Genomic DNA, 25,061 nt, shown 5'->3' on the forward strand with positions numbered 1-25,061 from the left:
CGGATCCTATTCCATCGCCCGGCGAATATTTTTTGCTGATTTTTTTACATCAGCAGGAAGTCCTTCGGCTGCGGCAGCGGCGGCAGATCGGTTTCGCCGAGCGCTTCGCGCAGATTGATCTCGATCGTATCGGCAAGGGCGCCGATGGCGAGCGCATTGGGACGATGGCCGAAAGGATCCTCCAGCTCGTCACCCAACGCATCGAGGCCGAAGAAAGTATAGGCGATCAGCGCCGTGACGAAGGGCGAGCCCCAGCCAAGCGTATCGACATAGCCGAAGGGCAGCAGGAAGCAGAAGAGATAGGCGGTGCGATGCAGAAGCAGCGTATAACCGAAAGGCAGCGGGGTGTTGCGGAGGCGCTCGCAAGCGGCCTGTGCCGCCCCCATCTGGCCGATCGTGATATCTAGCATCTGATATTGGATATCCGATATCGCGCCTGATGCCTTCAATCGGGCGAGATCGGCGGACATCAGGCGCAGAATGAGATCGGGTTTGTTGCGGGCCACATGATAGAATTCGGCCTCGCTTGGGGTCAGCAGACGGAGCACCTTGCCCTCGTCGCTGCCCGGTCGCAGAAGACAGACCAGCGCCTGCGCGAAAGCCATGGTCAGGCGCAGCAGGTTCTTGCGCGCCTCGACGCCCAACTCGCCCGCACTCTCCAGCACCAGTGTCTGGCGGGCGAAACCCCGCGCGAGATAGACGAGTTGCCCCCAGTCGCGCCGCCCCTCCCACCAGCGGTCGTAGCAGGCATTGTTGCGGAAGCCGAGGAAGATCGAAAGGGCGATGCCGAGCAGCGAAAGCGCCGAGCCGTTGAAGGAAACGACAAGGTTCGGCCGTTGCTCATGACCCCAGACGATGAGCATGGACAGGAGGAAGATGGCGATGATCTGCGGCAGAATGCGCCGGACGATCGAGCCACGGACGATGAAGAAAAGCTGGAAAAGATTCGGCCGGTCGCGGACGATCATGGCGAAGCGCACTCTCGATGAATGTCAGGTGGCGCAGCAATACACCAGACGCGCAGCGAGTAACGAGCGTTTCTTGCAAGGCGGCCGTGACCGGCGAACATCGCTCGCCGGTCAGCCCATCGCGTATCGGTCAGTTCGCGCCGGCGCTCGCCGTCACCAGAACCGGGTCGGCGCGGTAATCCTTGGGAAAGAGATGCTCGAGGTTCTTGATCTTCGGCAGATCGTTGATGACGATGTAGGGATAGGTCGGATGCGTCGTCAGGAAATCCTGATGATAATTCTCCGCAACATAGAATTGCCGCGCCGGCTCGATCTTGGTGACGATATTAGCGTCGAAGACCTTGGCGTGATTGAGCTGATCGATATAGGCATGCGCGATATCGGCCTGTGACTGGCTCGTCGGGAAAATGGCGGAACGATATTGTGTGCCGGTATCGGGTCCCTGATAGTTCAGCTCGGTTGGATCATGCGCCACCGAGAAATAGATCTGCAGCAGATGGCCATAGCTGACCTTGTGCGGGTCGAAGACGATGCGCACGGATTCGGCATGGCCGGTGTCGCCGCTGCTCACCATTTCATAATGGGCCGCATCCTTGCTGCCGCCGGTATAGCCGGATGTGGCGCTGATGACGCCGTTGACATGCTGGAACACGCCCTGGACGCCCCAGAAGCAGCCGCCGGCAAGCACCGCCGTCTCGGTAGCGGCAGACCCTGCCTTTTCATCCACGCTCGGCGCAGGAATGACGCGCGCGTCCTCGGCCGAAGCGCGGCCAACGAATTGCAGCGCAACGCCGCCAAGCAATACCGCCACCGCCGTAAGGCCGGCGAAGCGGGCGACGCGTGCCGAATAAATGCGGATCATGTCTGTCGATAAAGTCTTCATGGTGATTTCCTCTCGACCGCGATGGCAAATGCTCCGGTCATAAGGAAATACGGGAAGACAGACACTTTTGTTACACACGCCCGCGTGTAACACCGAAACGTGAAGATAGAATAGAGCCGATCAGTAGTGCGGCGGCTTGGTGATACCAGGCGCGTCGAGCGATTGCTCCTCCAGCGTCAGGAAGCGCTCCGTCAGCCGATCGAGCTTATGCCTGGTCTGCTCGATCACCTTCCATTGCTCGGCAATCTGATCGGACAGTTCCTCGATCGTCTTCGCCTGATAGGCGACCATCTCTTCGAGTGTCGTGATGCGGTTCTCTTCGTCTGACATATCCAATTCCCTTCGGCAGCGATCTATATCATCCGAAGCATGCAGGTACAGGCCTCAATTCACCCCCCGGCGAGTGACGACGCCGTTTGACTGTGATGTGACAAAACTGAAAAACAGCTGAAAAGACCCGTTACCTTCCTGACATGGGGGCCTTCTAAAGAGAGCGCAGAGACGTGCCGGCTTTGAAGGCTACCCCTTCCGCAGGCGCACCCATTCTGAAGACTTCGGAGACGCGCCTTGAAGATCATCCAGATCACCGACACGCATTTGAGCCCCAACAAGCCGCATTTCAACGGCAATTGGGAGCCGCTGGCGAAATGGATCGAGGCAAGCGGCGCCGATCTCGTCGTTCACACCGGCGATCTCAGCGTCGACGGCGCCGACAAGGACGAGGATCTCACCTTCTCCATGGACATGATGCGGCAGGTCTCGATACCGATGCTCATCGTGCCCGGCAATCACGATGTCGGCCACCTGCCCGGCTCTTATCAGCCCGTCAATCCCGAGCGGCTGGCGCGCTGGCGCCGCCTCGTCGGCCCGGATTACTGGGCAAAGGACGTCGACAACTGGCGCCTCATCGGCCTCAACAGCCTGCTGATGGGCTTCGAGGACGCCGAAGAGCAGAAGCAGTTCGACTGGCTGCAGGACATGCTCGAAAGCCGTGGCGATCGTCGCGTCGCTCTGTTTGCACACAAGCCGCTCTTCGTCGACGCGCCCGACGAGGGCGATACCGGCTACTGGAGCGTGCGCCCGGCGCAGCGCCGCCGGCTCTATGATCTGATCTCGGCCCATGACGTCGCCCTGCTCGGCAGCGGCCATCTCCACTGGACCTGGGAAGGCCGTTTCAACGATACCGCCCTCGTCTGGGCGCCGCCGGCCGCCTTCATCCTCGACAAGATGGAGCGCGAGATGCCTGGCGAAAGGCTGATCGGCGCCGCGATCCATGAACTTGGCGAGACCGTATCGACCGAGCTCGTCGCCGTATCAGGCATGACCGCCTACTTCCTCGATGACGTCGTCATGGAAGTCTATCCGCAAGCCGCACCCAAGGCAAAGAAGGAGCCCGCTGAATGAGTGCACTCTCGCTTCGCGGCATCGCCAAATCCTTCGGCGGCAATGCCATTCTCAAGGGCGTCGATCTCGACGTCGAACCCGGCGAATTCATCGCCCTCGTCGGCCCTTCCGGCTGCGGCAAGAGCACGCTGCTGCGCATCCTCGCTGGCCTCGACCATGCCGACAGCGGCGAAATCGTCCTTGGCGGCAGCGATGTCTCCGGCGTTGCGGCGGCGGACCGCAACATCGCCATGGTCTTCCAGTCCTATGCGCTCTATCCGCATCTGACGGCGTCCGAAAACATCGCCGTGCCGCTCGCCATGCGCCGCCTGTCGCGCGCCCAGCGCCTGCCCTTCATCGGCTCGCTGATCCCCGGCCAGCGCGCCGCGCGCACCGGCATCATCCGCGACGTCCGCGAAATGGCTGTCTCGCTGAAGATCGACCATCTGCTCGACCGCAAGCCCGGCCAGATGTCCGGCGGCCAGCGTCAGCGCGTGGCGCTCGCCCGCGCCATGGTGCGCCGTCCCGCCGTCTTCCTCATGGACGAGCCGCTCTCCAATCTCGATGCCAATCTGCGCGTCCATGCCCGAGGCGAGATCGTCGACCTGCACCGCCGCGCCGGCGTGCCGACGGTCTACGTCACCCACGATCAGGCCGAAGCGCTGTCGATGGCGGATCGCGTCGCCGTCATGATCGGTGGGCAGTTGCTGCAGCTCGCCTCACCGCAGACGATCTATGACGATCCCACCCATGTCGAGGTCGCCCGCTTCGTCGGCCAGCCGCGCATCAACTTGCTGCCGGCGCTCGCGGAAAACGGCATCGTCGCCTTCGGCGGCATCCGCCTCGCACTCGAAGACGGCAGCGTTGCCGGCAACAATGTCACCCTCGGCATCCGTCCGGAATTCGTGAGCCTCGCCCATAATCGCCAGGATGCGCTCGCGGCCCATATCGAACGCATGGAATTCCTCGGCTCAGAGGTCATCCTCTACGCCAAGCTCGATGCGATCGGCGAAACCATGATCGTCAAGCTTGCTCCTGCCGAGGCCGCTGGCCTCTCTGCCGGAATGCCCGTCGCGCTGTCGCTAGCAGCCGAGCAGGCCCTGGTTTTCGCCGAAGACGGCCGTCGCCTGCGTGCTATCCCCACAACAGTCGATGCCGCCAGGGAGAAGGCGCATGGCTAGCATTGCCGCCACGTCCCTGCCGATGCGGACGGCCGCGGCGCGCGAACGCAGCGAAGCCCGCACGGCGCTCCTGTTCGCCCTGCCCGCTATCATCCTGATCGTGCTCTTCATCCTGCTGCCGATCATCGCCGTCGTCGTGCTCGGCTTCACGGATTTCCAGCTCGGCGACAAGAGCCTGCGCTTCGTCGCCTTCGAGAATTATGCGCATCTGCTGAAAGATCGCGCCTTCCAGAAATCGCTCTGGAACACGGCGACTTATACCGCGATCGTCGCACCCGTCTCGATCGTGCTTGGCCTCGGCGTCGCATTGCTGATCGAGAGCGAAGGCATCGGCCGCAGCTTCTTCCGCACAGCCTACTTCCTGCCCGTCGCCTCGCTGATCGTCGCGATGGCAACCGTCTGGCAGTACCTCTTTCATCCGACGATCGGCCCGATCAATGCGCTTCTCGCCGAGATCGGCGTGCGCGGACCGAACTGGCTCGGCTCTTCGGCGACCGCACTTTACAGCCTGTCGATCATCGGCGTCTGGCAGTCGGTCGGCTTCAACATGGTGCTGTTTCTCGCCGGCCTTACCGCCATCCCGCGCGAGCTTTACGCCGCAGCCGAGGTGGACGGCGCAAAGTCGTCTTTCGACCGCTTCTGGCTGGTCACTTGGCCAATGCTCGGGCCGACGACGCTCTTCGTTACCACAATCAGCATCATCAATGCGGTGAAGGTCTTCGACACCGTGAAGGCCCTGACCGACGGCGGCCCGAACCATGCCTCCGAGGTCCTGCTCTTCACCATCTACCAGGAAGGTTTCGTCTATCTCCGGGTCGGCTATGCCTCGGCGATGACCACGGTATTTCTCGCCATCCTGGTGGTGCTGACCTTCCTGCAATATCGCGTCCAAGACCAGCAGGTGCATTACACATGACCTCGACAGGCTTCACTCCCGGCCGTATCCTGCGCCTCTCTCTGCTGATCCTCGGCTCGCTCGTCTTCCTGGCGCCATACATCTTCATGATCTCGACGGCCGGCAAGGCACAGGACGATATTTTCACCTCCGCATTGAAGCTGATCCCGACGCATTTCTTCTACGTCGAGAACATCGTCAAGGCGCTGAGCAAGGTTTCGATGGGGACGTTGCTGTTCAACGGCGTCCTCGTCTGCGGGCTGATCTTCTTCTTCCAGGTGCTGATCGCCATTCCCTGCGCCTATGCCATGGCGAAGCTGAAATTCCCGGCTGCGCGCACCATGATGGTGCTGATCATGCTCGGCCTGCTGATCCCGATCCATGCGACGGCGCTACCCCTCTATGTCGGCTTCAACAGCCTGTCGCTCCTGAACAGCTACACGGCTCTGGTCGCGCCCTTCTCGATCTCGGTCTTCGCGATCTTCATGTTCCTGCAATTCTTCCGCGCCATGCCGGACGATCTGATCCATGCCGCCCGCCTCGACGGCATGTCGGAACTCGGCATCGTCGCGCGCGTCATCGTGCCGAATGCCTGGCCGGCGGTCACGGCCTTCGCGATCTTCTCGGTCGTCGCGCACTGGAACGACCTCTACTGGCCGCTGATCGTCATCACCAAGCAGGCCTATTTCACGCCGCCGCTGGGCCTCATGTATTTCCGCGCCGCCGAAGCCGGCGACGACTACGGCGCGCTCATGGCGGCAACCCTCATGATTACCCTTCCCCTCGTCGCCGCATTCCTTCTCGCACAGAAGCGTTTCGTCGAGGGCATTACCATGACCGGTCTCAAAGGCTGATCGGTTCGAAACAGGAGAACGAGCGATGAAGCATATCACCCAGATTCTCGCCGCCGCGGCCATCTCGATGGTCGTGACGGTCCCGGCCTATGCCGAAACCACCCTGACGGTCCACTATCCCATGCCCGGCTTCTTCAAGAACGTGATGGACACGATCTCGAAGAAGTTCATGGAAGAAAATCCCGACATCAAGATCCAGTTCGCCGCTCCTTCGGCCACCTATGAGGAAGGCATCCAGACCATCCTGCGTCAGGCCGGCACCAGCGAAATGCCGGATGTCACCTTCATCGGCCTCAACCGCCTGCGCATGATGGACGAGCGCAATGTCGCCGTCGATCTCGGCCCCCTCGTCAAGAAAGAGGGCAACATGGCCGAGAAGGGCTTCTCGGACACGATCCTGAAGCTCGCTCAGGTCAAGGGCAAGCAGGTCGGCCTCGCCTTCGCGACGTCGAACCCGATCATGTATTACAACGCCGACCTGGTGAAGGCTGCCGGCGGCAATCCGGACAACCCGCCGAAGACCTGGGACGAAGTCATCGCGCTCGCCGGCAAGATCAAGGCGCTCGGCAACGGCGTCGACGGCATGGACTTCCGCTGGCAGGGCGACGACTGGATGTTCTCCGCCCTCCTCTTCGGCGCCGGCGGCAAGATGCTGAGCGACGACGAAAGCAAGGTCGCCTTCAACGGTCCGGAAGGACAGAAGGCCGTCGAGATGATCCAGCGCTTCGTCAAGGAAGGCGGCATGCCGGTCTTCACTAAGGCTGCCGGCGAACAGGCCTTTGCTGCCGGCAAGGTCGGCTTCGAATTCCAGACCACCGGTGCTCTCGTCAACACCATCAAGAATGTCGGCACCAAGTTCGACCTGCGTACCGCCAAGATCCCGCTGATCGACCCAGTCAACGGCCGCCTTCCCACAGGCGGCAACGCCGTCGTCATCCTGACGCATGATCCGGTCAAGGAAGAAGCCGCCTGGAAGTTCGCCAAGTTCGCCGCCGGCCCCTATGGCGCCTCCGTCGTCGTTCCCGGCACCGGCTATGTTCCGAACAATGAGCTTGCCGCCAAGTCTGCCGAATATCTCGGCGACTTCTACAAGAAGAACCCGCTGTTCCAGGCTGGTCTGAGCCAGATGCCGGTCATGATCCCCTGGTACGCCTTCCCGGGCGCCAACGGCGTCAAGGTCACGCAGACCATCGTCGACAACCTCTCGCGTATCGTCGATGGTTCGGCCGCGCCGAAGGATGCGCTTAACGACGCCGCTTCCGACGTCGAAGGCATGCTGCCGCGCAGCTGATTGCTGGATCGGGTTTAAAATCTGCGCCGCTTCCTTACGGAGGCGGCGTTTTCATGTGCGGAGACGCGTCAGAACCGAAGCGTTTCCAAGAAACGTTAGAGCATTTCCAGGAAAAGTGCGCAGCGGTTTTCCGTCCGGAATGCGTAAAGAAACAAGAAGATAGAGCGTTTTCGCGATTCGAAGAAAAGCGGAAATGCTCTAATTGGCAAGATTGCGCACCGTGCCGCCCGAGCGCAGCCGATACGGGACGATCAGATGGCGCGGTGGCGCGGCATTTTCCGCCATATCGAGCAGCAGCGAGGCGGCCGCCGCTCCCATGGTTCCGTCCGGAATCTCCACCGTCGTTAGCGAAACCTCACCCAGAAAACCAAGGGAAATGCCGTCAAAGCCGGCAACCGAGATATCGTGCGGGATCGAAAAACCCTGTCGCCGCAGCGCACCCATCACGCCGAGCGCGAGAAGATCGTTGGAAGCGATGATCGCCGTCGGGTCTAGGCGAGAGATCGTGTCGGAAAGATCGAGCTGTTCCAGACTGCACACGAAGGAGATCTCCAGGGCGGCGAGAGGTTGCTGCCCCGCCGCCTCCATCGCCTTGATATAGCCGAGATAGCGCAGCTTTGCCCGATCCGATGCGGCGAAATGGCCGGAGATGAAGAGGATGCGCCGATGGCCCTTCTGCAGCAGATGATCCGTCAGATCTCGGCCCGCGCCGAAATTGTCGGTCGCAACGGCGGCGGTGAAACGGGTCGTCGGCAGATTGCCGAGCAGCACGGTCGGCGGCAGGGCGGAAGACAGAGCCGGGCTGCGTTCGGGATCGCAGACCGTGAGGATGAGGCCGGTCGGCTGCTGCTGAAGAAGCGAGGCGACTGCGTCCGGCTCCTGCGCCGGGTCATAGTTCGACTGCGCAATCAACACGCTGTGACCCGCATGAAAGGCTCGGTTCTGGATGCTGGAAAGCGACGCCGCAAAAACGGGATTGGTAACGCTGGGAATGAGCACGCCGATTGCCGGCCGCCCGTTGCCGGTACGCCCACCCGCCCGATAGCCGAGTTCCGCCGCCGCCCGGCGCACGCGGCGCACCATCTCGTCGCTGACGGGACCGTTGCGGTTCAGCACGCGGCTGGCGGTCGCGACCGAACAGCCGGCACGAAAAGCAACCTGCTGGAGCGTCGACATGATATCAAGCACCTCCGGCTTCGGACTTCAGCCCCGATTGGAACAGCCCCTGGAAATGATGGGGATTTATATCAGAGCAATGACAGTTATTTGACGGAGCGGTGCTCCAGCCGCGACATTCAGCCCCTTGATCTTCGCTGCGGCGCAACAGATCATTATCGGGATCGCAGCGGCGAATGATGCTGTCATCAACCGATGCCATGATTGCCGCGCTGTGATCCGCAGATCCGCCCCCTCGAAAGGATGCTCTCATGTCAGAAGCAGAAGCACGGACGCCTGCCACTTCCACCGACAAAACCGAAAGACTGTTCTTCCTCGATATCAACGATGGACGCATTCTCTCCTCCGCCATCGACGGCACCGATCTCAAGCTTATCGTCCAGCGGCCGGGCCGCAGCCCAGACGGCATTCTCGTCGACAGCGAGAATGGCTGGATCTACTGGACGGAAATGGGCAATGACTACAATGCCCATGACGGCTCGATCGAGCGCATGGACCTCGACGGCGGCAACCATATCACCCTGATCCCGTCGGGCAGCACATTGGTCACGCCGAAGCAGATCCAGATCGATCGCGACAACGGCAAGCTCTATTGGTGCGACCGCGAAGGCATGCGCATCATGCGCGCCAATATCGACGGCAGCGATATCGAGACCCTGATACAGAACGGCGACAGCCCCGAAGATAGTGCCGATATCGAACGCTGGTGCGTCGGCATCGCGCTGGACCTGCCGCTCGGGCAGATCTACTGGACCCAGAAGGGACCGCCGGATGCCGGCCTCGGCCGCATCTTCCGCGCCGGCCTCAATATTCCGGCAGGCGAAACCGCCACGAACCGCAGCGACATAGAAACACTGCTGGACAAGCTGCCGGAGCCGATCGACCTCGAACTGGATCTTGCCACCCGCACGATCTACTGGACCGACCGCGGCAATCTTCCGCGCGGCAATACCGTCAACTGCGCTCAGATGGACGATATCGCCGCAACGTCAGAGGTCGTTCTCGAAGGTCTCGACGAAGGCATCGGTCTCTCGCTTGATCTGCCTGGTAATCGCATGTTCTTCACCGATATCGGCGGCAATCTCTATTCCGCGAGCCTCGATGGCTCGGGCGAGCGGGAGCTCCTGCATCATGCGGGCTCATTCACCGGCATCGTCTACGCCGAAATCTGACTGCTGGAAATCGTAGGCGCGCGGACCGGACCAGCGCGCCTATGATGCATCCTCTTCAAAAACCATCCGGTCGAGGTTCCGGTTAAGCCGCCGCATCAATTGCAGCAGCGTTTGAACCTCGTCTTCGCTGAACCCGGCAAGAACCGCCCCCCGCCCCTCGTCCAAGGCGTGACGGGCAGCTGGAAGCTTTTCCAAAGCCGTCTCGGTCAGGGATACGAGGCTGCTACGTCCATCCGCCGGATCGGGCGTCCGCCGGATCAGACCATCACGCTCCATGCGGGCTAGCATTTGCGCCATGGAAGGCTGCTCGATTTTCGCGAACTTCGCCAATTCCTTCTGCGACATCTGCGCTCCGTTGCGAAGCAGATAGAGCACTGGCAGTTGGCCAATGTTGAAGCCCAGCGCCTTCACCCGGCGCTCGCCCAGCCGCGCGAAGCTGCGGGAGGCCATGTTGATGAGCGGTGCCGGGTTTTCGAACAAGTCCCAATCGGTCATATTTTCGTCACTTGAATAGGTGCCTATGTTAATCTATATAGGCACCTATCTACAGGAAGAAGAGAATTTTGTCCATGCCATCCTATCCCCGCATCGCCATCATCGGCGCCGGCCCTGGCGGCCTGACGCTGGCTCGCATCCTCCATCAGGCCGGCGTCGCAGCCACCGTCTTCGAACGCGAAGAACACGCGCTTTCCCGGCCGCAAGGCGGCACGCTCGATCTGCATCTGGACTCCGGCCAGCTCGCACTGCGCCGCGCCGGCCTCTACGAGGAATTCCTGACGATCGCACGCTACGAGGATCAGGGAAGCCGGCTTTATGACAAGGACGGCACGCTACTCTTTGCCGATGACGATGCCGACGATTCAGAAAGACCGGAAGTGGATCGCACGGCGCTGCGGCAGATCCTGCTGGCCTCCCTGCCGGAAGAGATCATCCGCTGGAACCACGGCCTGCGAGAGGTTATCCCACGCGACGATGGCGCCTACGATCTGATCTTCGAAAGCGGAAAGATCGGCCCCTTCGATCTCGTCGTCGGCGCCGATGGCAGCTGGTCCAAAGTCAGGCCGCTCGTATCCTCCTATCGTCCGCAATATAGCGGCATCACCTTCATCGAATTCGGCATCGACGACGTTGATTCCAGTCATCCAGATCTCGCAGCCCTTGTCGGACATGGCAAGATCGGCGTCGAGGCTGATGGGCGCGGCTTGATCGTGCAGCGCAATGGCAACGCCCATGTCAGGGGTTACGCGATTTTCCGCGTGCCGACCGACTGGGCTGAGAAGACCTTCGACCTTGCTAGACCGGCGAAAACTCGCGCGCGGCTCGCTGCCGAATTCGAAGGCTGGGCGCCAGAGATCGTCGGCCTTATCGAAGCCAGTAACGATCACATCGTTTCGCGGCCGATCTACGCGCTGCCGGTCGGTCATCATTGGCAGAACCGTATCGGCATAACGCTCATTGGCGACGCAGCGCATGTGATGTCGCCATTCGGCGGCGAAGGTGTGAATGCGGCCATGCTGGACGCGGCGGAACTTGCACGTCAGCTTCTCGAAGGCGGCGACTGGAAAAAGGCCGTCAAAGCCTATGAAACGGACATGTTCGAACGCGTCATCGAGCCTGCCGAACATGCCGCCGAAGCCGTCGCTACCGAGCTTTCTCATCTCGGAGCGGAACTCTCTCTCCAGCACTACAAGGCACATCTCGAAGCTCGTCTTCAAGGTTCGGCCGCCTAGCATCGCGCACAGGAAAGCGGGCCAATTAGGCCCGCTCCGGAGACGTTATTTTACCTCATCGGGATAACGGCTTAGCTGCCCTTGCGCACGCCATCGAGAAGATGCGGCAGCGACTTGACGCCATCGTCGCGAAGCTCTGATGGCAACAGTCCCTCCGGAAGATCCTGATAGGAGACCGGGCGCAGGAAGCGACGGATGGCAAGCGTGCCGACCGACGTCGTGCGGCAGTCGGACGTGGCCGGGAACGGGCCTCCATGCACCATGGCATGGGAGACTTCGACGCCTGTCGGCCAGCCATTGGCGAGAATGCGCCCGGCCTTGCGCTCCAACACCGGCACCAGCTTCGCGGCCGTGGCATAGTCATCCGCTTCGATCTGCAAGGTCGCTGTCAGCTGACCCTCGAGCTTTTCCGCAACTGCGATCATCTGCTCGATGTCCTTGCATCGCACCAGCAAGCTTGCGGCGCCGAAAACCTCATGACCCAGGCGCTCGTCGGCCAGGAAGGGCTCGACATCCGTCTCGAAGAAAATGCCGGGGCTGCGGTTGACGCCCTCGGCCGGCGCGCCGTGAGCGACGGTCTTGACCGCTTCATGCTCGGCCAATGCGGCAACGCTCTTGTCGAAGGCGGCGTGAATGCCCGGTGTCAGCATCGGCGCCGGTGCGCGGCCGGTCAGGGCATCGCTGGCGGCCTGGACGAAACGGTCGAGATCGGGGCTCTCGATGGCGAAAAGCAGGCCCGGATTGGTGCAGAACTGGCCGGCGCCAAGCGTCAGGGAATCGATGAAACCTGTACCGATCGCCTCGGCGCGCGCGGCAAGCGCGGCGGGAAAGAGGAAAACGGGATTGACGCTGCTCATCTCGGCATAGACCGGGATCGGCTCCGGCCGCGCTGCCGCAATGGCACCAAGCGCCATGCCGCCGCCACGCGAACCGGTGAAGCCGACAGCCTTGATGCGAGGATCACGCACCAGCGCCGCGCCGGTTTCATTGGCACCGGTCAACAGCGAGAACGTGCCTTCCGGAAGACCGCAAGCGGCAACGGCAGCACGGATAGCGCGTCCCACAAGTTCGCCCGTGCCCGGATGAGCAAGATGACCCTTGACGACGACCGGGCAACCGGCGGCGAGCGCCGAGGCCGTATCACCGCCGGCAACCGAGAAGGCGAGCGGGAAATTGCTGGCGCCGAAAACGGCGACCGGGCCGAGCGGGATCTGGCGCAGGCGCAAATCGGACCGCGGCATCGGCTTACGCTCCGGCAATGCCGGATCGACGCGCAGATCGAGCCACTCGCCGGCGCGGACCACCTCAGCAAACAGCCGAAGCTGGCCGACGGTGCGGGCGCGCTCGCCCTGCAGCCGCGCCACCGGCAGGCCGGTCTCTTCCGTCGCCCGCTCGATCAGCGCATCACCGATCTCCATGATATTGTCGGCAATCCTTTCGAGGAATGCCGCACGTTGCTCCGGGCTGGTCGCACGATAGGTGTCGAATGCCTGAGCCGCCAGTTCACAGGCCTTTGCCACATCGGTCTCGCTGGCAATCGCAAAGGCCGGCTCCAGATTGGCGCCCGTTGCCGGATTGATGGCGCGCGCGGTTCTGTTTTCGCCGGTCGAATCCGCGCCGATCAGCAAATCGCCGTTAATCACAAAAGACTGGGTCATGGATATTCCTTGATGATGTCGAAGCACCGGAAGGTGCGCTCGCGAGAGCAGATAGCAGGATGAGACGACAGATGTAAGATGATAATCGTCATCTAATTATCAAGACCGAAACAGCGAGATCGAGGCGCCAGCGACCTTTGGGCGCAGCATCGCGGAAGTCGAAAACAGGCGATCCATCGCCATATGGCGTTGCGGCCACTTTCGTGCCAATTTAGCGTCCATCCGAAAGACAGAGTGCGGCCAAGCCCCCATGTCCATTGCACTTCTTGGTGATCCGATTGTCCAGTTCTGCATTCTGGTCGTCATCGGCACATTCGTCAGCCGCATCATGCTGCGCCATCAGCGTGCAGGACGTCTCATTGGGCAGATCGTCTTCTTCGTTTCCCTGACCGTGCTGCTGCTCTATCACGGCATCATTCCTTATGAACCGAGCCCGCCGCAAGACTCGGTGACGCTGCGCACCTTCACGGGCTTTGCCAAGATCATTTGGTGGATCAACGGTGCATGGGTGCTGATCGCCTTCGTGCGCCTGTTCCTGATCTTCGAGCGCAAGCCCCGCGAGGGCCGGCTGCTGCAGGATCTGATCGTCGGCATCATCTATCTCGGCGCGATCCTCTCCATCGTCGGCGACGTGTTCAGCGTCCCGATCGGCACGTTGATCGCGACATCGGGCGTCTTTGCCATCATTCTCGGTCTCGCCCTGCAAAGCACGTTGAGCGACGTCTTCTCCGGCATCGCGCTCAATCTCGGCCGGCCCTACTCCGTCGGCGACTGGATCGTGCTCGAAAATGATATTCAGGGCCGTGTCGTCGAGACCAACTGGCGGGCAACGCACCTGCTGAACGGCACGAACGATCTCGTGGTGATCCCCAACAGCGTCCTTGCCAAGACGCGGCTCACCAATCTCTCCTCACCGGAGGAAAGCCACGGCGCGACGGTGACGGTGCGCGTTCAGCCGACCACTCTTCCGCGCATCATCGCCGATCTGATGGAGAATGTATTGATCAGCTGCAACTCGATCCAGAAAGTGCCTGAGCCCAGCGTCGCCATCACTTCCGTCGACGGGCAGGCGATCGAGCTGCTGCTTTCGTTCCGCGTGCGCGATATATCGATGACGATAGCGGCAAAGAACGAGATCTACGATCTTCTTTACCGTCATTCGAAGGCCGGTGGTTTGAAACTAGCCGGACCTCCCGGCACGATCACGGTTACCACCGAGCACACAACGGAAACGCCCGCCGATCAGCAGCATGCTCCGGGAACGCCATGGCGGCTGGTCAGCAATATCCCGCTATTCTCATCGCTGACCGAGGACGAGAAGGAGCATCTGGCGTCGCACATGCAGCGCCGCACCTATCGCAAGGATGCTGTTATCGCCGAACAGGATGCCAAGCTTCGCGCGCTGACGATCGTCCGATCCGGCGTCGTCAGCATCACCCGCCGCGAAGGACATCGGCAGATCGAGCTGACCCGCCTCGCTCCCGGCGATTACTTCGGGGAGAACGGCCTGTTGATGGGATCGGGCGAAGTCGGGACGGTTCGCGCCCTGACCTTCGTCGTCACCTATGAAATCGGCGAGGACTGCCTGTCGCCACTGCTGCATGACCGGCCGGCCCTTGCCGAGGAGCTGGGTGCCATCATGGCAAAACGCATCGAGGCCGAGCACCATCTGTTCGCCAGCGCCGATGTGCTGGTCAACGGCGCTCCCGTCAGCTCGCTGAGCTCCCGCATCAAACATCTCTTCCAGCTGCAGCAGCATGACTAGGCCACATCCTGCGTTTCGGCCAGGTGCAGCCCGGACGTCGAGGTCGCTGCGGTGCAGATGCATAACGCTCGGTCCCACGACACCGATGTTGAGCCTCGCTAGTTCGACTTCGCCGTCGGTGCAGCCTGGCTCTGTGCCGCAAAGAATGCCTTGGCATCCATGGTGAACTGCTCGCGCGATGCCGGACGGGTGTAGAACATATGGCCGCCGCGATAGAGTTTCAGCGCCACGCGATCGGCGAAGGCCGCCGGCATATGGTCGAGCACATATTTGTTGACCCCGAAGGGAATGACGAGATCGCTGTAGCCCTGCCCCACCATGAGCCGGAACGAGGGTGACAGCGACAGCAGTTCCTTGAGATCGTCGGTGACGCCGGCGCTGAGGCGCGAACCGCCGTCACGCCCGCCCCATTTCCACAGCCTGTTCACCGATGTCGACAGGAGCGTATAGGTCATCTCGGTACGAAAGCCGAGTTCATCGCGCGCATAGCTCGAATAGGCGCCGCCATAAGCTCGAACGAAACCGTCGAGGATGGGGTCGCCGCCGCGCTCGGAATCCGACTGCGGATAGGGATCGGGCGCCAGCAAGGAAGCATCATAGGCGCTCGCCACTTCGCCACCGCCGCCATCGGAATGTTTCTGATAGACGCCACCGATAAACCCCTGGCTCCTGGCGACGATATCGTCGGGGATGCCGGTCAGTTTCGCGACCCGAGCATAGAAGGCTCTGCCGGCGTCTCCGGAAGGCGGTGGGCCGGCAAGTGCGGGCAGATATTCGCTGAGAGCGAAAGCCTGGGCGGCCTGAACCGCCTTATCGCTGAACGCGTTTCGCCGCTCCAGTTCGGCTGCTGCCAGCGAAGGGAACATCAGGGCGGCACCAAGCGCATCGTTGCTACCACCGAAAACGAGCCGGCCCTCGAGCAAGGGCGAGAGCATGACGATGCCCGAGATCAGTATGCCTTGGTCCTCGCGCAGGCTGTTGGCGACCTTGACCGAACGGAAGCCGCCATAGCTTTCCCCGAGAATGTATTTCGGCGAGGCCGCGCGCCCATTATGGGCGACATAGAGGGCGATCGCCTTGGCAAGGCTCTCGGCATCGCTCTCCACCGTGTAGAAGTCGTTCGCATCGTCCGGCTTCACCGTCCGGCTCCAGCCCGTGCCGATCGGATCGATCAGGACGAGATCGGTGAAATCGAGCCAGCTCTGCGCATTATCGACCAGCTTGGCATTGGCGCCATCGCGGCCATCCGGACCGAAATCGAGAATCTTCGGCCCGACGAGGCCGAGATTGAGAAAGGCCGATGCGGCTCCCGGCCCACCATTGAATATGAAGGTAACAGGCCGGCCGGCGTCGCGGTTCTTCGCGGCATAGGCGGTATAGAAGATCGCTGCGCTGCGCTGGCCATCCTGCCCGAAAAGATCGAGTGTACCGGCCGTCGCCGTATAGGCAATGCTCTTGCCACCGGCATTCAGCATATGGTCGCTCACCGCATCGGGCGGCAGCAGCGAGAGGACACCCCCGCCACCTTCCCGCACCGTATGAGGCTGCTCCGGCGACGCGGCAAAAGCCGGCATGGACATCACCGAGAGCGCCAATAACAAGCTCGGAATCATCTGGCGAAGAGACATCGGAATTATCCTCAAAGGTCCGGCCATAGCCGTCATTGCCGGCTATACTATGTCACCGCAGGCAAGCACGGAAACTCAAGACATATTGATCGCCGATCCGTCGATCACGTCATTTTCAGCAAGCGATACTATTGAGCCCCCACCAACCATTTGCCAGTCTGGCGACAGCCTCGGGGAAACCAATCCGACAACAGAAAATCGTAAGGGATACGACGATGAAACAAGACATCGACATCAAGACGGCCGACGGTGTTGCCAAAGCCACCCTCTTCCGCCCCGGCAACGATGCTCCGGCCAAGAGCGGCGTGATCTTCTACATGGATGCCATGGGTCCCCGCGCCTCGCTTTACGGAATGGCGCAGCGGCTTGCCGATGCCGGCTATATCGTGCTGCTTCCGGACCTCTTCTATCGCTTCGGCGCCTATGGCCCCTTCGACGGCAGCGCCTTCGGCAATCCGGCATCGCGGGAGACCATCATGACAATGTTGCGCGGAACGACGCAACAAATGACGAGAAACGACAGCGCCGCCTTCCTCGACACATTGTCTGCCGCAGGCGCCAAGGGTCCAGCTGGCGCAGTCGGATATTGCATGGGTGGCGCTCGCGCGCTGACGGCCGCTGCCGCCTATCCCGAGCGTATCACGGTGGCGGCCAGCTTCCACGGCGGCAATCTCGCCAGCGAAGCGGAAGACAGCCCGCACCGCCTTGCGGCCGATATCAAGGCGCGCGTCTATGTCGGCGTTGCCGGTATCGACAACAGCTTTCCGCCGGAGCAATCCGCCCGTCTCGCCGAGGCGCTTCGCACCGGCGGCGTCGACCATATCATCGAAAACTACGTCGGCATGGCGCACGGATGGACGGTGCCGGACCATGGCGTCTATGACAAGACCGGCGCCGAAAGGCACTGGAAACGCCTTCTGAATCTGTTCGGCGAAGCCTTGGCATAGTCAAACGATACCACCATCGCGCTGTCATGCCGAAAGCGCGATGTTTTCCACCCGGTCTAAAGGCCATGGAGCCGCTGCCGGATCAGAATCTGATCAGCCCGATGCTGGTCAATGTCGTCTTTTGCGAAACGCCAGGTGCATTGACCATGTGCCAGGCGACATATTGCTCGCCATAAAGTTCGGTGGACGACATGCCGTCAACGGGCAGCACGATGTTCATGCCGTTCAAAGCGGCATCCGTCGCCGTATCGAGAACGGCGCCTTCCGAGGCCGTGCCCGTCACGATGACGGTCTTGATGCCCTTGTCGGCGAGAATGCTGCGCAGATTGGTGCCGATGAATTTGTCAGCCCCGGATTTGACGATCGGCTCGCTCGCCAAAGGCGCCAGAGCCGTTGCGATATCCTGCGGCTGGCCGGCGCCGGCCAAGCTGAAAACGACAAGCATCTCTTTGGCTCGCGCCTGATCCAGCAGGGTTTTGACCTTGGGCACGGAGGCGAGGCAACGCGGTTTGGTTTTCTCGTTGCAAGGCCCCTTGGTCGGATCCTGTGCGCCATTGAAATCAAGGATCAGCAATGCCGTCGTCTTCGGATCGATCGTGACGGGCTTCAGCTCCGGCGGTGCAGGCGGTTTCACCTCATGCCACTCGTCTATGATCGTCTGCGCCATCGCCGGCGATGTCAGCACCGGGCTGAAGGCCGTACAAAAAGCTGCAAAACAGGAACTGAAGGTAAAGACCGCTTTCCGGGTCGTGGCACTTGGCTGTCGCATCACGTTCGTCTCCTGTGCAAGCGTTCTCATGGGTAGACAACCCTGCAGGATAGATAGGCCGGAAATCGCGGCAGGGTAACGAAACTCTTCGTGATACCGGGAATGAGCGAATATGACGACGATACGGCTGCTACCCTTGTTCGACCGGCAATCGCCCGAGACAATCCATCGTTGACAAAAGTCAGCCAGACCATAATCTGCGCTTAAGCCTTTGCGATCGCCACCATTCTCCAGGAGATCATGACCATGCTGGCGAACTGCATGAGACGATTGATTTTGGCAGGCATTGCCCTTGGCCTCTCAGCCTATGCAGCCACGGCCGCCCAGACGCTCGATATCGTCGCGCAAAAGGGCTTGATCCGTATCGGCTATATCAACGACGAGGCGCCATTCTCCTTCAGGAAGAAGGACGGTAGTCCCACCGGCTATGCCGTCGATCTCTGCGGCAAGATCGCGGACGCCGTCGGCCGCAAGGTTACCGACCTGAAGCGGGATTATGTCGAAATGACCCTCGCCGACGGCTTCAATGCCGTGAAAGACGGCCGCATCGACCTCCTCTGCGGCGCCTTGACCATCAATCTCGCCAGACGTCAAAGCGTCGATTTCTCGCAGCCGATCTTCCTGACCGGCGCAAGCGCCTTGCTACGCAAAGATTCGCCCGACTATCTGATGGTGCTTTTCCTCGACAAGCGGCCGACCCTTGCCTCCAGCAAGCAGGTGCCGACAAAGAGCACGATCGGCGTCCGCTCCGACACGACCACCGGCGCGACGCTGCGCGAGGCGCTCGGACCTGACGTGCCGCAAACACGCATCGAGGATTTTGCCACCCATCAGGACGGCCTGGCCGCCCTCGAAAGCCGGAAGATCGATGCCTATTTCGCCGATCGCGCGCTACTCTTCGACCTCGCAGCCCATGCCCGCAACCCTTCCACGCTCGCCATTGGCAATCGCCTCTTCACGCACGAACCCTATGGGATCGCGCTCAGGCAGGATGACTCGGCCTTTCGCCTGCTCGTCGATCAGACGCTGACCGATCTCTACCAGTCGGATGATTTCACGAAGCTGCTTGCGACCTATTTCGGCAATGAAGGCCCGATCTTGCGCCGCGAGGTCATGATGCAATCCATCCCGCAATAGCGTTGCGGACACAGGCGGGAAGCTTGCCATCGCCTTTGCGACATCTACCGAATGCGTTCATTGCGGTAAAATCCTCCGCTTCTCGACTGCGACGGCCCGCAGGTCGTCGTGCAAGCATCTTGAATATGTCGTAGACAGGCTCTGGTCGCCGCCGCACACATCATAAAATCCGCCTCCAGTATCAATCAGGGTCGCACGCAATGGCAGCATTTCCTCAAAAGGCGAAGGTCGTAATCATCGGGCTCGGCGGTATCGTCGGCGCATCGATCGCCCACCATCTGATCGAGCGCGGCTGGGACGATATTGTCGGCATCGACAAGTCCGGTATCCCCACGGATATCGGCTCGACCGCTCACGCATCCGATTTCTGCTACACGACCAGCCATGATTTCCTGTCCTGCTGGACGACCCTCTATTCCATCGATTTCTACGATAAGCTCGGCCATTATGCCCGCGTCGGCGGCCTGGAAGTCGCCCGCGTCGGCGACGACGACCGCATGGCGGAAATCAAGCGCAAGGTGACCTCGGGCAAGGCCTTCGGCACGCGCGTGAGCCTGGTCGACCCCGCCGAGATCAAGGAAAAGTTTCCGCTGATCGAGGAAAGCATGGTGCAGGGCGGCATGTGGGATCCTGATGCCGGCCTCGTCATCCCGCGCTCGCAGACGGTTGCCGGCAAGCTCATCGATGAAGGCGAAAAGAGCGGCAAGCTCCTCTCCTTCGCCAATACGCCCGCCCAATCTCTCATCGTCAAGGACGGGCGCATCTCCGGCGTCGTCACCCACCGCGGCACCATCGAGGCCGAATACGTCATCGTCTGTGCCGGCCTCTGGGGTCGCCTGATCGCCGAGATGGTCGGCGAGGACCTGCCGGTCATGCCCGTCGACCACCCGCTGACCTTCTTCGGCCCCTACAACGAATTTGCCGGCACGGGCAAGGAAATCGGCTTCCCGCTGATGCGCGACCAGGGCAACTCCGCCTATATGCGCGACACAGGCGACCCGAAGACGGCCGAAGGCGGCCAGATCGAATGGGGTTACTACGAAGAAAAGAACCCGCGCCTCTGCCATCCCCGTGATCTCCTCGAAAAGCACGAGGCCCGTCTTTCGCCCTCGCAGCGCGACCTCGACATGGAGCAGATCATCGAGCCGCTCGAACGCGCCATGGAGCTGACGCCGATCCTCGGCGAACTCGGTTACAACGAAGGTCATTCCTTCAACGGTCTGCTGCAAGTCACGACCGATGGCGGCCCATCCGTCGGCGAAAGCCAGAAGGTCCGGGGCCTCTGGTATTGCGTTGCCATCTGGGTGAAGGACGGTCCAGCCTTCGGCAAGCTCGTTGCCGACTGGATGACCGACGGCCGCACGGCGATCGACCACAACAGGATCGACTATTCCCGCTTCTACCCGCATATGCTGGAGGAGAGCTTCATCGAAAGCCGCTGCACCGAGGCTGCCCAGAAGATCTACAATCCCGCCGTCCATCCGCGCGAACCCTATGCGACCGGCCGCAGTGTCCGCCGCTCGCCCTTCTGGGAGCGCGAGAAGGAGCTCGGCGGCTATTTCATGGAGCTCGGCGGCTGGGAGCGTGCTCACGGCTACGCGGCAAACGAGCACCTGCTCGAAAAATATGGCGATCGCATACCGGTGCGTGAAAACGAATGGGACAACCGCCATTTCTGGCGCGTTTCCAATGCCGAGCATCTGGCGCTGAGCGAAGATTGCGGCATCATCAACCTCTCGCATTTCGCCATGTACGACATCGAGGGGCCTGATCATGTCGAGCTGCTGGAATGGCTCTGCGCGGCCAAGATCGGCGGTGACGCCAATATCGGCAAGGGCATCTATACCCACTTCCTCGACGACGAGGGCATGGTGCGTGCCGACTTCACCGTGATCCGCATGGCCGACCGCTGCCGCCTCATCGACGGCGCCGATGCCGGCCCGCGCGACTTCCACTACATGCGCCGTGTCGCTGAGGACAAGGGTTTCGACGTCACCATCACCGATGTCACCGAACGCTACGTCACGATCGGCATCTGGGGGCCGAACGCCCGCGCCAACCTGCAGAAGGTGGTCGAGAACCCGGAAAGCCTGTCGCAGGAAAACTTCCCCTTCGCCGCGATCAAGCAGATCCGGATCGCCGGCAAGAACGTCACGGCATTCCGCATCTCCTATGTCGGCGAACAGGGCTGGGAACTGCATATGGCTTATGGTGATGCGCTCGCTGTTTGGGACGCACTGCGCTCGACGGGCGCCATCGCCGTCGGCGTCGAAACCTATGCCAACAGCCGCCGCATGGAAAAGAGCCTCCGACTTCAGAATGCCGACCTGCTGACGGAATACAATCTTCTCGAAGCCGATCTTGCCCGCCCGAAGGTCAAGGAAGCCGATTTCCGCGGCAAGGCCAAGCATCTCGAATATCGCGCCCGCGAGCATCAGCCGGCCATGCTCTGCACGCTCGTCATGACAGACAATGTGGACTCCAACGGCGTGGCCCGCTACCCGGTCGGCATCCTGCCTGTCATGGATCCCGAAACCGGCGAAACGCTGGTCGACGAACTCGGCCGCCGCTCCTTCACCACCTCGATCGCCTACGGCCCGACCATCGGCAAGAACATTGCGCTGACCTACCTGCCTTGGTCCTACGCCCAGGAAGGACGCAAGCTCAAGGTCGAATATTTCAGCGAGACCTACCCAGTCGAAGTCGTCGCCGTCGGCTACAAGCCGCTCTACGACGCCGAGAACCTCAAGCCGCGCAGCTGATCTCTCGGCCACATAAGCCCTAAGCCAAAAACTGCCCGTCTGGTTCCAGACGGGCAGTTTCATTTTGCGGATGGCAGCGATTGTCGTTCAGAGAGGCAAAGCTCTGTCGCATGGACGGATGTTCACGCCCTCAGAGATTGCTGCTTCCGCTCGAATCCCATCGGGGCCAATGACCTATGGTGACCGCGCGAAGCAGCCATTCGACCGGTCCATAGTTGAAGCGCCGAAGCCACCAGCGACTGAGAAGAAGCTGAACACCGAAGAGGACGACGGCCACAGCCAGCGTCATGGCGAAAGAGAGTTGGCCGATCAGTCCGAAACCATAACCATGAAAGATCAGGGCACAGGCAACCGATTGCATGAGATAGTTTGACAGCGCCATACGTCCGGCGCTTGCCAGATAATCGCGCCAACTGCCCATCCGGCCGGAATCCAACGCCGTCAGCACCCCTGCGATGATGGCTCCAGTCAGGAATGGCGAGGTGAGAATGGAGAGCGCCAAGCCTGCCGTTTCCAGCGAGCTGCCGGGAGCAAACTGCGTTGCGCAGGCGTACGCAACACCGCCGGGCAAACCGACTGCCAGTCCCCATCCAATCATCCGGCCGAGATACGGTCGATAGAGATCCCGATTTTCCAGCAGCTTTCGCCGCCCGAAAACGAAGCCGATGAGGAACATGGCCAATGCACAGGGGGCTTGAAGCAGCAACAGCATCGGCAGGAACGACACGATATCCTCCCTATGCTGCCCCATGATGGAAGGAGGCGTTCCCCGATAGGCGGCGAGCGCCGTTTGCGCATGGTCCATCACGAGAGCGCTATCGTCCTGATCCGGCATACTCCATTGCAGAAGCGCGAAAACGAACCAAAGCACCGCCGTTACAGCGACGAGCGTTGCCGCAAAGCGGATCTTGAAGCCGCCGCGCACCTCTCTCACGGCGAGGAGCAGCAAGCCGAGGACAGCGTAAGTGGTGAGTATGTCGCCGTGAAACAGAACGAGCGCATGAATGGCCCCGATCAGGAACAATCCGGCCTGACGGCGCAACATGCGCGGCAGAAAAGCCACGTCCGCCTTTTGCGCCGATTGCATTTGTAGCGTGACGCTGTAGCCAAACAGAAACGAAAAGAGCAGATAGAATTTCAGCTCGAAGACAGCCGAAATCGCGAAAGCCAGAACAGCGTCGAGCGACGACCACCCATCCGCTGCCTGAAGACCGGTGCCATAATAGACCGAGGAGAACGCGAGAATATTGACCTGTAATATCCCGAACAGGGCAAAGCCGCGCAATGCGTCGATATTGGTAATGCGACCACGATCACGCATCGGGATTTTCCCCGGTGATGCAAAGAACGTTGCTGATGATGGTTCGGAGCGAAGCACGCTCTTCAGCGGGATCGAAGCTGGCATCGATCGACGCGCGGTTGAAGATCCCGTCGATGACGATCATCAGAAACCGAACGGCATGTTCGAGCGGTACCATAAGCTTGACTTGGCCACGCTCGGCCGCGCCGCTCAAAAGCGCTGTGAGACCATCCCTGAGAAGCCTGTCGCCGGCGGCATTGAGCGCGCCGACATCCTCGTCTCGCGTTGCTTCAGCCGCGATCTCCAATATCAACCGCCTCTCCAGCGCATCCGCGGCTAGGTGCAGAACGACATCAAAGAAATCCAGCAGGGCTGCCGCCAAATCCGCCTGTTGAAGCAACTCGCCAATATAGGTCGCCGTCTGGCTCGTCTGTTCGTGGACGACGGCGAGGATGATCGCCTTCTTGTTCGGAAAATAGTGAAACAATTTTCCGGAACTCACACCAGCCTCGCCACAGATGGCTTCGGTGCTGGTCCTGTGAAAGCCGGTCCGGGCGAAGCAGATCTTGGCAGCCTCAAGGATAGCCTCCAGTTGCAGGGCATGTTTTTCGGGATCGCGAGTACGCATTGATGCCCCTTAAATAAAGCGCGTACTCTGTTTATTATTTGACCAAAGCTATAGCGTCAAGACACTCCCCTTCCGGGGCATGCCACAGCTGCGTCTGCTGAAGATGGACTGGGAATTTCGAAGGTCGGCGCCGTGAGGCATCAATCGAAACCGACCGCGATGCAGGACGGAAATGGTGAAGTCCTAACGGACCCGTCTGGCGCGCAGCCAACAACATAGTCGCCGTAGCCAACGTCACCGTCGAACCGTATACCCATTTCTAGGCTTATGGCCTCGCTGGGGGCGCTGCTTATTGCTTCATGAGGGTCCAGTGGGGCTGTTCGATCGAGCTGGGCTTTGTCGGCTTAGGCTGCTTGCGGGGGCCTGAGAAGTCGTTCAATCCTCGACGCGTCACCAAATACAAAAGCCCGCAGGACGCGGGCATTTTGACACTGGTTTTTGGTCCTGCTTAGCCCTGTTTGTAGCTTCGCGCAGTCCTGCTTAGCCCTGTTCGATTTCGCTATGCTCGAGGGCGGCCCCCGCTTGAGGTTCTGCGGCTGAGGAGCTACCGGACTTATTGATCCAGGCTGTAAGATTTGGTTGCGGGGGCAGGATTTGAACCTGCGGCCTTCAGGTTATGGTCCGCAGGACGAGGAGCTACATCGCGAGCGAAGCGGAATGCTTCGCGCCAGCGATAAGAACTTGGCAGGGATGGGATATTGGTTGCGGGGGCAGGATTTGAACCTGCGGCCTTCAGGTTATGAGCCTGACGAGCTACCGGGCTGCTCCACCCCGCGTTACCAGCGCAAATCGCGAAGCGATTTGTCGCGAATAGCAAGCCGTGTTCGGCTTGCGTCATCCACGCAAACCGCTTTGCGGTTTGTCGTGTGTTCCCTTGGCACGTTATTTCGCGTGCGCCGAGGGAGAATTGGTTGCTTTCCAGAAGCGACAAAGG

The 25,061-nt window shown here is 60.9% G+C and carries 21 protein-coding genes and 1 tRNA gene; 11 read left to right on the forward strand and 11 right to left on the reverse strand.

Features of this window, described 5'->3' with window-relative positions; all coding sequences use genetic code 11:
• Positions 1-44: 44 nt before the first annotated feature.
• The 3 genes from QD409_RS15045 to QD409_RS15055 form a co-directional block, all read right to left on the reverse strand.
• Positions 45-968, reverse strand: coding sequence for a bestrophin family protein (locus QD409_RS15045; RefSeq protein ID WP_430763025.1), 924 nt, complete (start codon positions 966-968; stop codon positions 45-47).
• Positions 969-1,098: 130 nt separating this feature from the next.
• Complete coding sequence (gene msrA, locus QD409_RS15050) at positions 1,099-1,851, reverse strand: peptide-methionine (S)-S-oxide reductase MsrA (RefSeq protein WP_430763026.1); 753 nt, start codon at positions 1,849-1,851, stop codon at positions 1,099-1,101.
• 120 nt (positions 1,852-1,971) lie between these two features.
• The gene (locus tag QD409_RS15055; RefSeq protein ID WP_092852437.1) at positions 1,972-2,181 is read right to left on the reverse strand and encodes a SlyX family protein; all 210 of its coding nucleotides are present in this window, start codon (positions 2,179-2,181) and stop codon (positions 1,972-1,974) included.
• Between the two features lie 237 nt (positions 2,182-2,418).
• Here QD409_RS15055 and QD409_RS15060 point away from each other — a divergent pair, with 237 nt between their 5' ends.
• From QD409_RS15060 to QD409_RS15080, 5 genes are read left to right on the forward strand one after another with little or no spacing between them, the layout of a single operon-like run.
• Positions 2,419-3,255: a metallophosphoesterase family protein gene (locus tag QD409_RS15060; protein WP_092852435.1), complete on the forward strand. Its 837-nt coding sequence runs from the start codon at positions 2,419-2,421 to the stop codon at positions 3,253-3,255.
• The gene (locus QD409_RS15065; protein WP_092852433.1) at positions 3,252-4,415 is read left to right on the forward strand and encodes an ABC transporter ATP-binding protein; all 1,164 of its coding nucleotides are present in this window, start codon (positions 3,252-3,254) and stop codon (positions 4,413-4,415) included. Before QD409_RS15060 ends, QD409_RS15065 begins: the two co-directional genes overlap by 4 nt.
• Positions 4,408-5,331 (forward strand): carbohydrate ABC transporter permease, encoded by a 924-nt coding sequence (locus tag QD409_RS15070; protein WP_092852431.1) that lies wholly within the window; start codon positions 4,408-4,410, stop codon positions 5,329-5,331. Before QD409_RS15065 ends, QD409_RS15070 begins: the two co-directional genes overlap by 8 nt.
• Positions 5,328-6,164: a carbohydrate ABC transporter permease gene (locus QD409_RS15075; protein ID WP_092852429.1), complete on the forward strand. Its 837-nt coding sequence runs from the start codon at positions 5,328-5,330 to the stop codon at positions 6,162-6,164. The genes QD409_RS15070 and QD409_RS15075 overlap by 4 nt, the downstream gene beginning before the upstream one ends.
• 25 nt (positions 6,165-6,189) lie before the next feature.
• Positions 6,190-7,455, forward strand: coding sequence for an ABC transporter substrate-binding protein (locus QD409_RS15080; protein ID WP_092852427.1), 1,266 nt, complete (start codon positions 6,190-6,192; stop codon positions 7,453-7,455).
• 198 nt (positions 7,456-7,653) lie between these two features.
• Here the strand turns inward: QD409_RS15080 and QD409_RS15085 are convergent, their stop codons facing one another.
• On the reverse strand, positions 7,654-8,631 hold the full coding sequence (locus tag QD409_RS15085; protein WP_430763027.1) for a LacI family DNA-binding transcriptional regulator: 978 nt from the start codon (positions 8,629-8,631) through the stop codon (positions 7,654-7,656).
• Positions 8,632-8,882: 251 nt separating this feature from the next.
• Here QD409_RS15085 and QD409_RS15090 point away from each other — a divergent pair, with 251 nt between their 5' ends.
• Positions 8,883-9,803 carry a YncE family protein gene (locus QD409_RS15090; RefSeq protein ID WP_430763028.1) on the forward strand — a complete coding sequence of 307 codons (921 nt, stop codon included), beginning with the start codon at positions 8,883-8,885 and terminating at the stop codon, positions 9,801-9,803.
• Positions 9,804-9,842: 39 nt separating this feature from the next.
• On the opposite strand, the gene QD409_RS15095 is transcribed toward QD409_RS15090, so the two are convergent.
• Complete coding sequence (locus QD409_RS15095) at positions 9,843-10,298, reverse strand: MarR family winged helix-turn-helix transcriptional regulator (protein WP_430763029.1); 456 nt, start codon at positions 10,296-10,298, stop codon at positions 9,843-9,845.
• A gap of 74 nt (positions 10,299-10,372) precedes the next feature.
• On the opposite strand from QD409_RS15095, the gene QD409_RS15100 reads away from it, so the two are divergent.
• The gene (locus QD409_RS15100) at positions 10,373-11,533 is read left to right on the forward strand and encodes an FAD-dependent oxidoreductase (RefSeq protein WP_430763030.1); all 1,161 of its coding nucleotides are present in this window, start codon (positions 10,373-10,375) and stop codon (positions 11,531-11,533) included.
• 71 nt (positions 11,534-11,604) lie between these two features.
• On the opposite strand, the gene QD409_RS15105 is transcribed toward QD409_RS15100, so the two are convergent.
• Positions 11,605-13,191, reverse strand: a complete 1,587-nt coding sequence (locus QD409_RS15105) for an aldehyde dehydrogenase (NADP(+)) (RefSeq protein WP_430763031.1) — start codon at positions 13,189-13,191, stop codon at positions 11,605-11,607.
• Positions 13,192-13,441: 250 nt separating this feature from the next.
• Between QD409_RS15105 and QD409_RS15110 the strand changes: the two genes are divergently transcribed.
• Complete coding sequence (locus QD409_RS15110) at positions 13,442-14,956, forward strand: mechanosensitive ion channel family protein (RefSeq protein ID WP_092852415.1); 1,515 nt, start codon at positions 13,442-13,444, stop codon at positions 14,954-14,956.
• A gap of 98 nt (positions 14,957-15,054) precedes the next feature.
• On the opposite strand, the gene QD409_RS15115 is transcribed toward QD409_RS15110, so the two are convergent.
• The gene (locus QD409_RS15115; RefSeq protein WP_430763032.1) at positions 15,055-16,584 is read right to left on the reverse strand and encodes a S10 family peptidase; all 1,530 of its coding nucleotides are present in this window, start codon (positions 16,582-16,584) and stop codon (positions 15,055-15,057) included.
• A gap of 215 nt (positions 16,585-16,799) precedes the next feature.
• Here QD409_RS15115 and QD409_RS15120 point away from each other — a divergent pair, with 215 nt between their 5' ends.
• The gene (locus QD409_RS15120) at positions 16,800-17,531 is read left to right on the forward strand and encodes a dienelactone hydrolase family protein (protein WP_430763033.1); all 732 of its coding nucleotides are present in this window, start codon (positions 16,800-16,802) and stop codon (positions 17,529-17,531) included.
• A gap of 82 nt (positions 17,532-17,613) precedes the next feature.
• Here QD409_RS15120 and QD409_RS15125 read toward each other — a convergent pair whose 3' ends face one another.
• Positions 17,614-18,300: a cysteine hydrolase family protein gene (locus QD409_RS15125; protein ID WP_430763034.1), complete on the reverse strand. Its 687-nt coding sequence runs from the start codon at positions 18,298-18,300 to the stop codon at positions 17,614-17,616.
• Positions 18,301-18,546: 246 nt separating this feature from the next.
• On the opposite strand from QD409_RS15125, the gene QD409_RS15130 reads away from it, so the two are divergent.
• Both QD409_RS15130 and QD409_RS15135 read left to right on the forward strand, forming a co-directional pair.
• Positions 18,547-19,437 (forward strand): amino acid ABC transporter substrate-binding protein, encoded by an 891-nt coding sequence (locus tag QD409_RS15130; RefSeq protein WP_430763035.1) that lies wholly within the window; start codon positions 18,547-18,549, stop codon positions 19,435-19,437.
• Positions 19,438-19,637: 200 nt separating this feature from the next.
• Positions 19,638-22,199: a GcvT family protein gene (locus tag QD409_RS15135; protein WP_430763036.1), complete on the forward strand. Its 2,562-nt coding sequence runs from the start codon at positions 19,638-19,640 to the stop codon at positions 22,197-22,199.
• A gap of 130 nt (positions 22,200-22,329) precedes the next feature.
• Here QD409_RS15135 and QD409_RS15140 read toward each other — a convergent pair whose 3' ends face one another.
• The 3 genes from QD409_RS15140 to QD409_RS15150 form a co-directional block, all read right to left on the reverse strand.
• Positions 22,330-23,520, reverse strand: a complete 1,191-nt coding sequence (locus QD409_RS15140) for a DUF418 domain-containing protein (RefSeq protein ID WP_430763037.1) — start codon at positions 23,518-23,520, stop codon at positions 22,330-22,332.
• Positions 23,513-24,127 (reverse strand): TetR/AcrR family transcriptional regulator, encoded by a 615-nt coding sequence (locus QD409_RS15145; protein WP_092852403.1) that lies wholly within the window; start codon positions 24,125-24,127, stop codon positions 23,513-23,515. Before QD409_RS15145 ends, QD409_RS15140 begins: the two co-directional genes overlap by 8 nt.
• A gap of 699 nt (positions 24,128-24,826) precedes the next feature.
• Positions 24,827-24,903, reverse strand: a tRNA-Met gene (locus tag QD409_RS15150).
• Between the last annotated feature and the right edge of the window lie 158 nt (positions 24,904-25,061).

The organism is Rhizobium sp. BR 315, assembly GCF_050577975.1.
Taxonomy (GTDB): domain Bacteria; phylum Pseudomonadota; class Alphaproteobacteria; order Rhizobiales; family Rhizobiaceae; genus Rhizobium; species Rhizobium miluonense.

What these genes read in the sequence shown, in the direction of transcription:
- QD409_RS15125 (WP_430763034.1), bottom strand. Translation starts at nt 18,300, where the DNA reads ATGCGACAGCCAAGTGCCACGACCCGGAAAGCGGTCTTTACCTTCAGT.
- QD409_RS15065 (WP_092852433.1), top strand. Translation starts at nt 3,252, where the DNA reads ATGAGTGCACTCTCGCTTCGCGGCATCGCCAAATCCTTCGGCGGCAAT.
- QD409_RS15055 (WP_092852437.1), bottom strand. Translation starts at nt 2,181, where the DNA reads ATGTCAGACGAAGAGAACCGCATCACGACACTCGAAGAGATGGTCGCC.
- QD409_RS15140 (WP_430763037.1), bottom strand. Translation starts at nt 23,520, where the DNA reads ATGCGTGATCGTGGTCGCATTACCAATATCGACGCATTGCGCGGCTTT.
- QD409_RS15070 (WP_092852431.1), top strand. Translation starts at nt 4,408, where the DNA reads ATGGCTAGCATTGCCGCCACGTCCCTGCCGATGCGGACGGCCGCGGCG.
- QD409_RS15045 (WP_430763025.1), bottom strand. Translation starts at nt 968, where the DNA reads ATGATCGTCCGCGACCGGCCGAATCTTTTCCAGCTTTTCTTCATCGTC.
- QD409_RS15110 (WP_092852415.1), top strand. Translation starts at nt 13,442, where the DNA reads ATGTCCATTGCACTTCTTGGTGATCCGATTGTCCAGTTCTGCATTCTG.
- QD409_RS15095 (WP_430763029.1), bottom strand. Translation starts at nt 10,298, where the DNA reads ATGACCGATTGGGACTTGTTCGAAAACCCGGCACCGCTCATCAACATG.
- QD409_RS15090 (WP_430763028.1), top strand. Translation starts at nt 8,883, where the DNA reads ATGTCAGAAGCAGAAGCACGGACGCCTGCCACTTCCACCGACAAAACC.
- QD409_RS15105 (WP_430763031.1), bottom strand. Translation starts at nt 13,191, where the DNA reads ATGACCCAGTCTTTTGTGATTAACGGCGATTTGCTGATCGGCGCGGAT.
- QD409_RS15085 (WP_430763027.1), bottom strand. Translation starts at nt 8,631, where the DNA reads ATGTCGACGCTCCAGCAGGTTGCTTTTCGTGCCGGCTGTTCGGTCGCG.
- QD409_RS15115 (WP_430763032.1), bottom strand. Translation starts at nt 16,584, where the DNA reads ATGTCTCTTCGCCAGATGATTCCGAGCTTGTTATTGGCGCTCTCGGTG.
- msrA (WP_430763026.1), bottom strand. Translation starts at nt 1,851, where the DNA reads ATGAAGACTTTATCGACAGACATGATCCGCATTTATTCGGCACGCGTC.
- QD409_RS15075 (WP_092852429.1), top strand. Translation starts at nt 5,328, where the DNA reads ATGACCTCGACAGGCTTCACTCCCGGCCGTATCCTGCGCCTCTCTCTG.
- QD409_RS15080 (WP_092852427.1), top strand. Translation starts at nt 6,190, where the DNA reads ATGAAGCATATCACCCAGATTCTCGCCGCCGCGGCCATCTCGATGGTC.
- QD409_RS15145 (WP_092852403.1), bottom strand. Translation starts at nt 24,127, where the DNA reads ATGCGTACTCGCGATCCCGAAAAACATGCCCTGCAACTGGAGGCTATC.
- QD409_RS15135 (WP_430763036.1), top strand. Translation starts at nt 19,638, where the DNA reads ATGGCAGCATTTCCTCAAAAGGCGAAGGTCGTAATCATCGGGCTCGGC.
- QD409_RS15100 (WP_430763030.1), top strand. Translation starts at nt 10,373, where the DNA reads ATGCCATCCTATCCCCGCATCGCCATCATCGGCGCCGGCCCTGGCGGC.
- QD409_RS15130 (WP_430763035.1), top strand. Translation starts at nt 18,547, where the DNA reads ATGCTGGCGAACTGCATGAGACGATTGATTTTGGCAGGCATTGCCCTT.
- QD409_RS15120 (WP_430763033.1), top strand. Translation starts at nt 16,800, where the DNA reads ATGAAACAAGACATCGACATCAAGACGGCCGACGGTGTTGCCAAAGCC.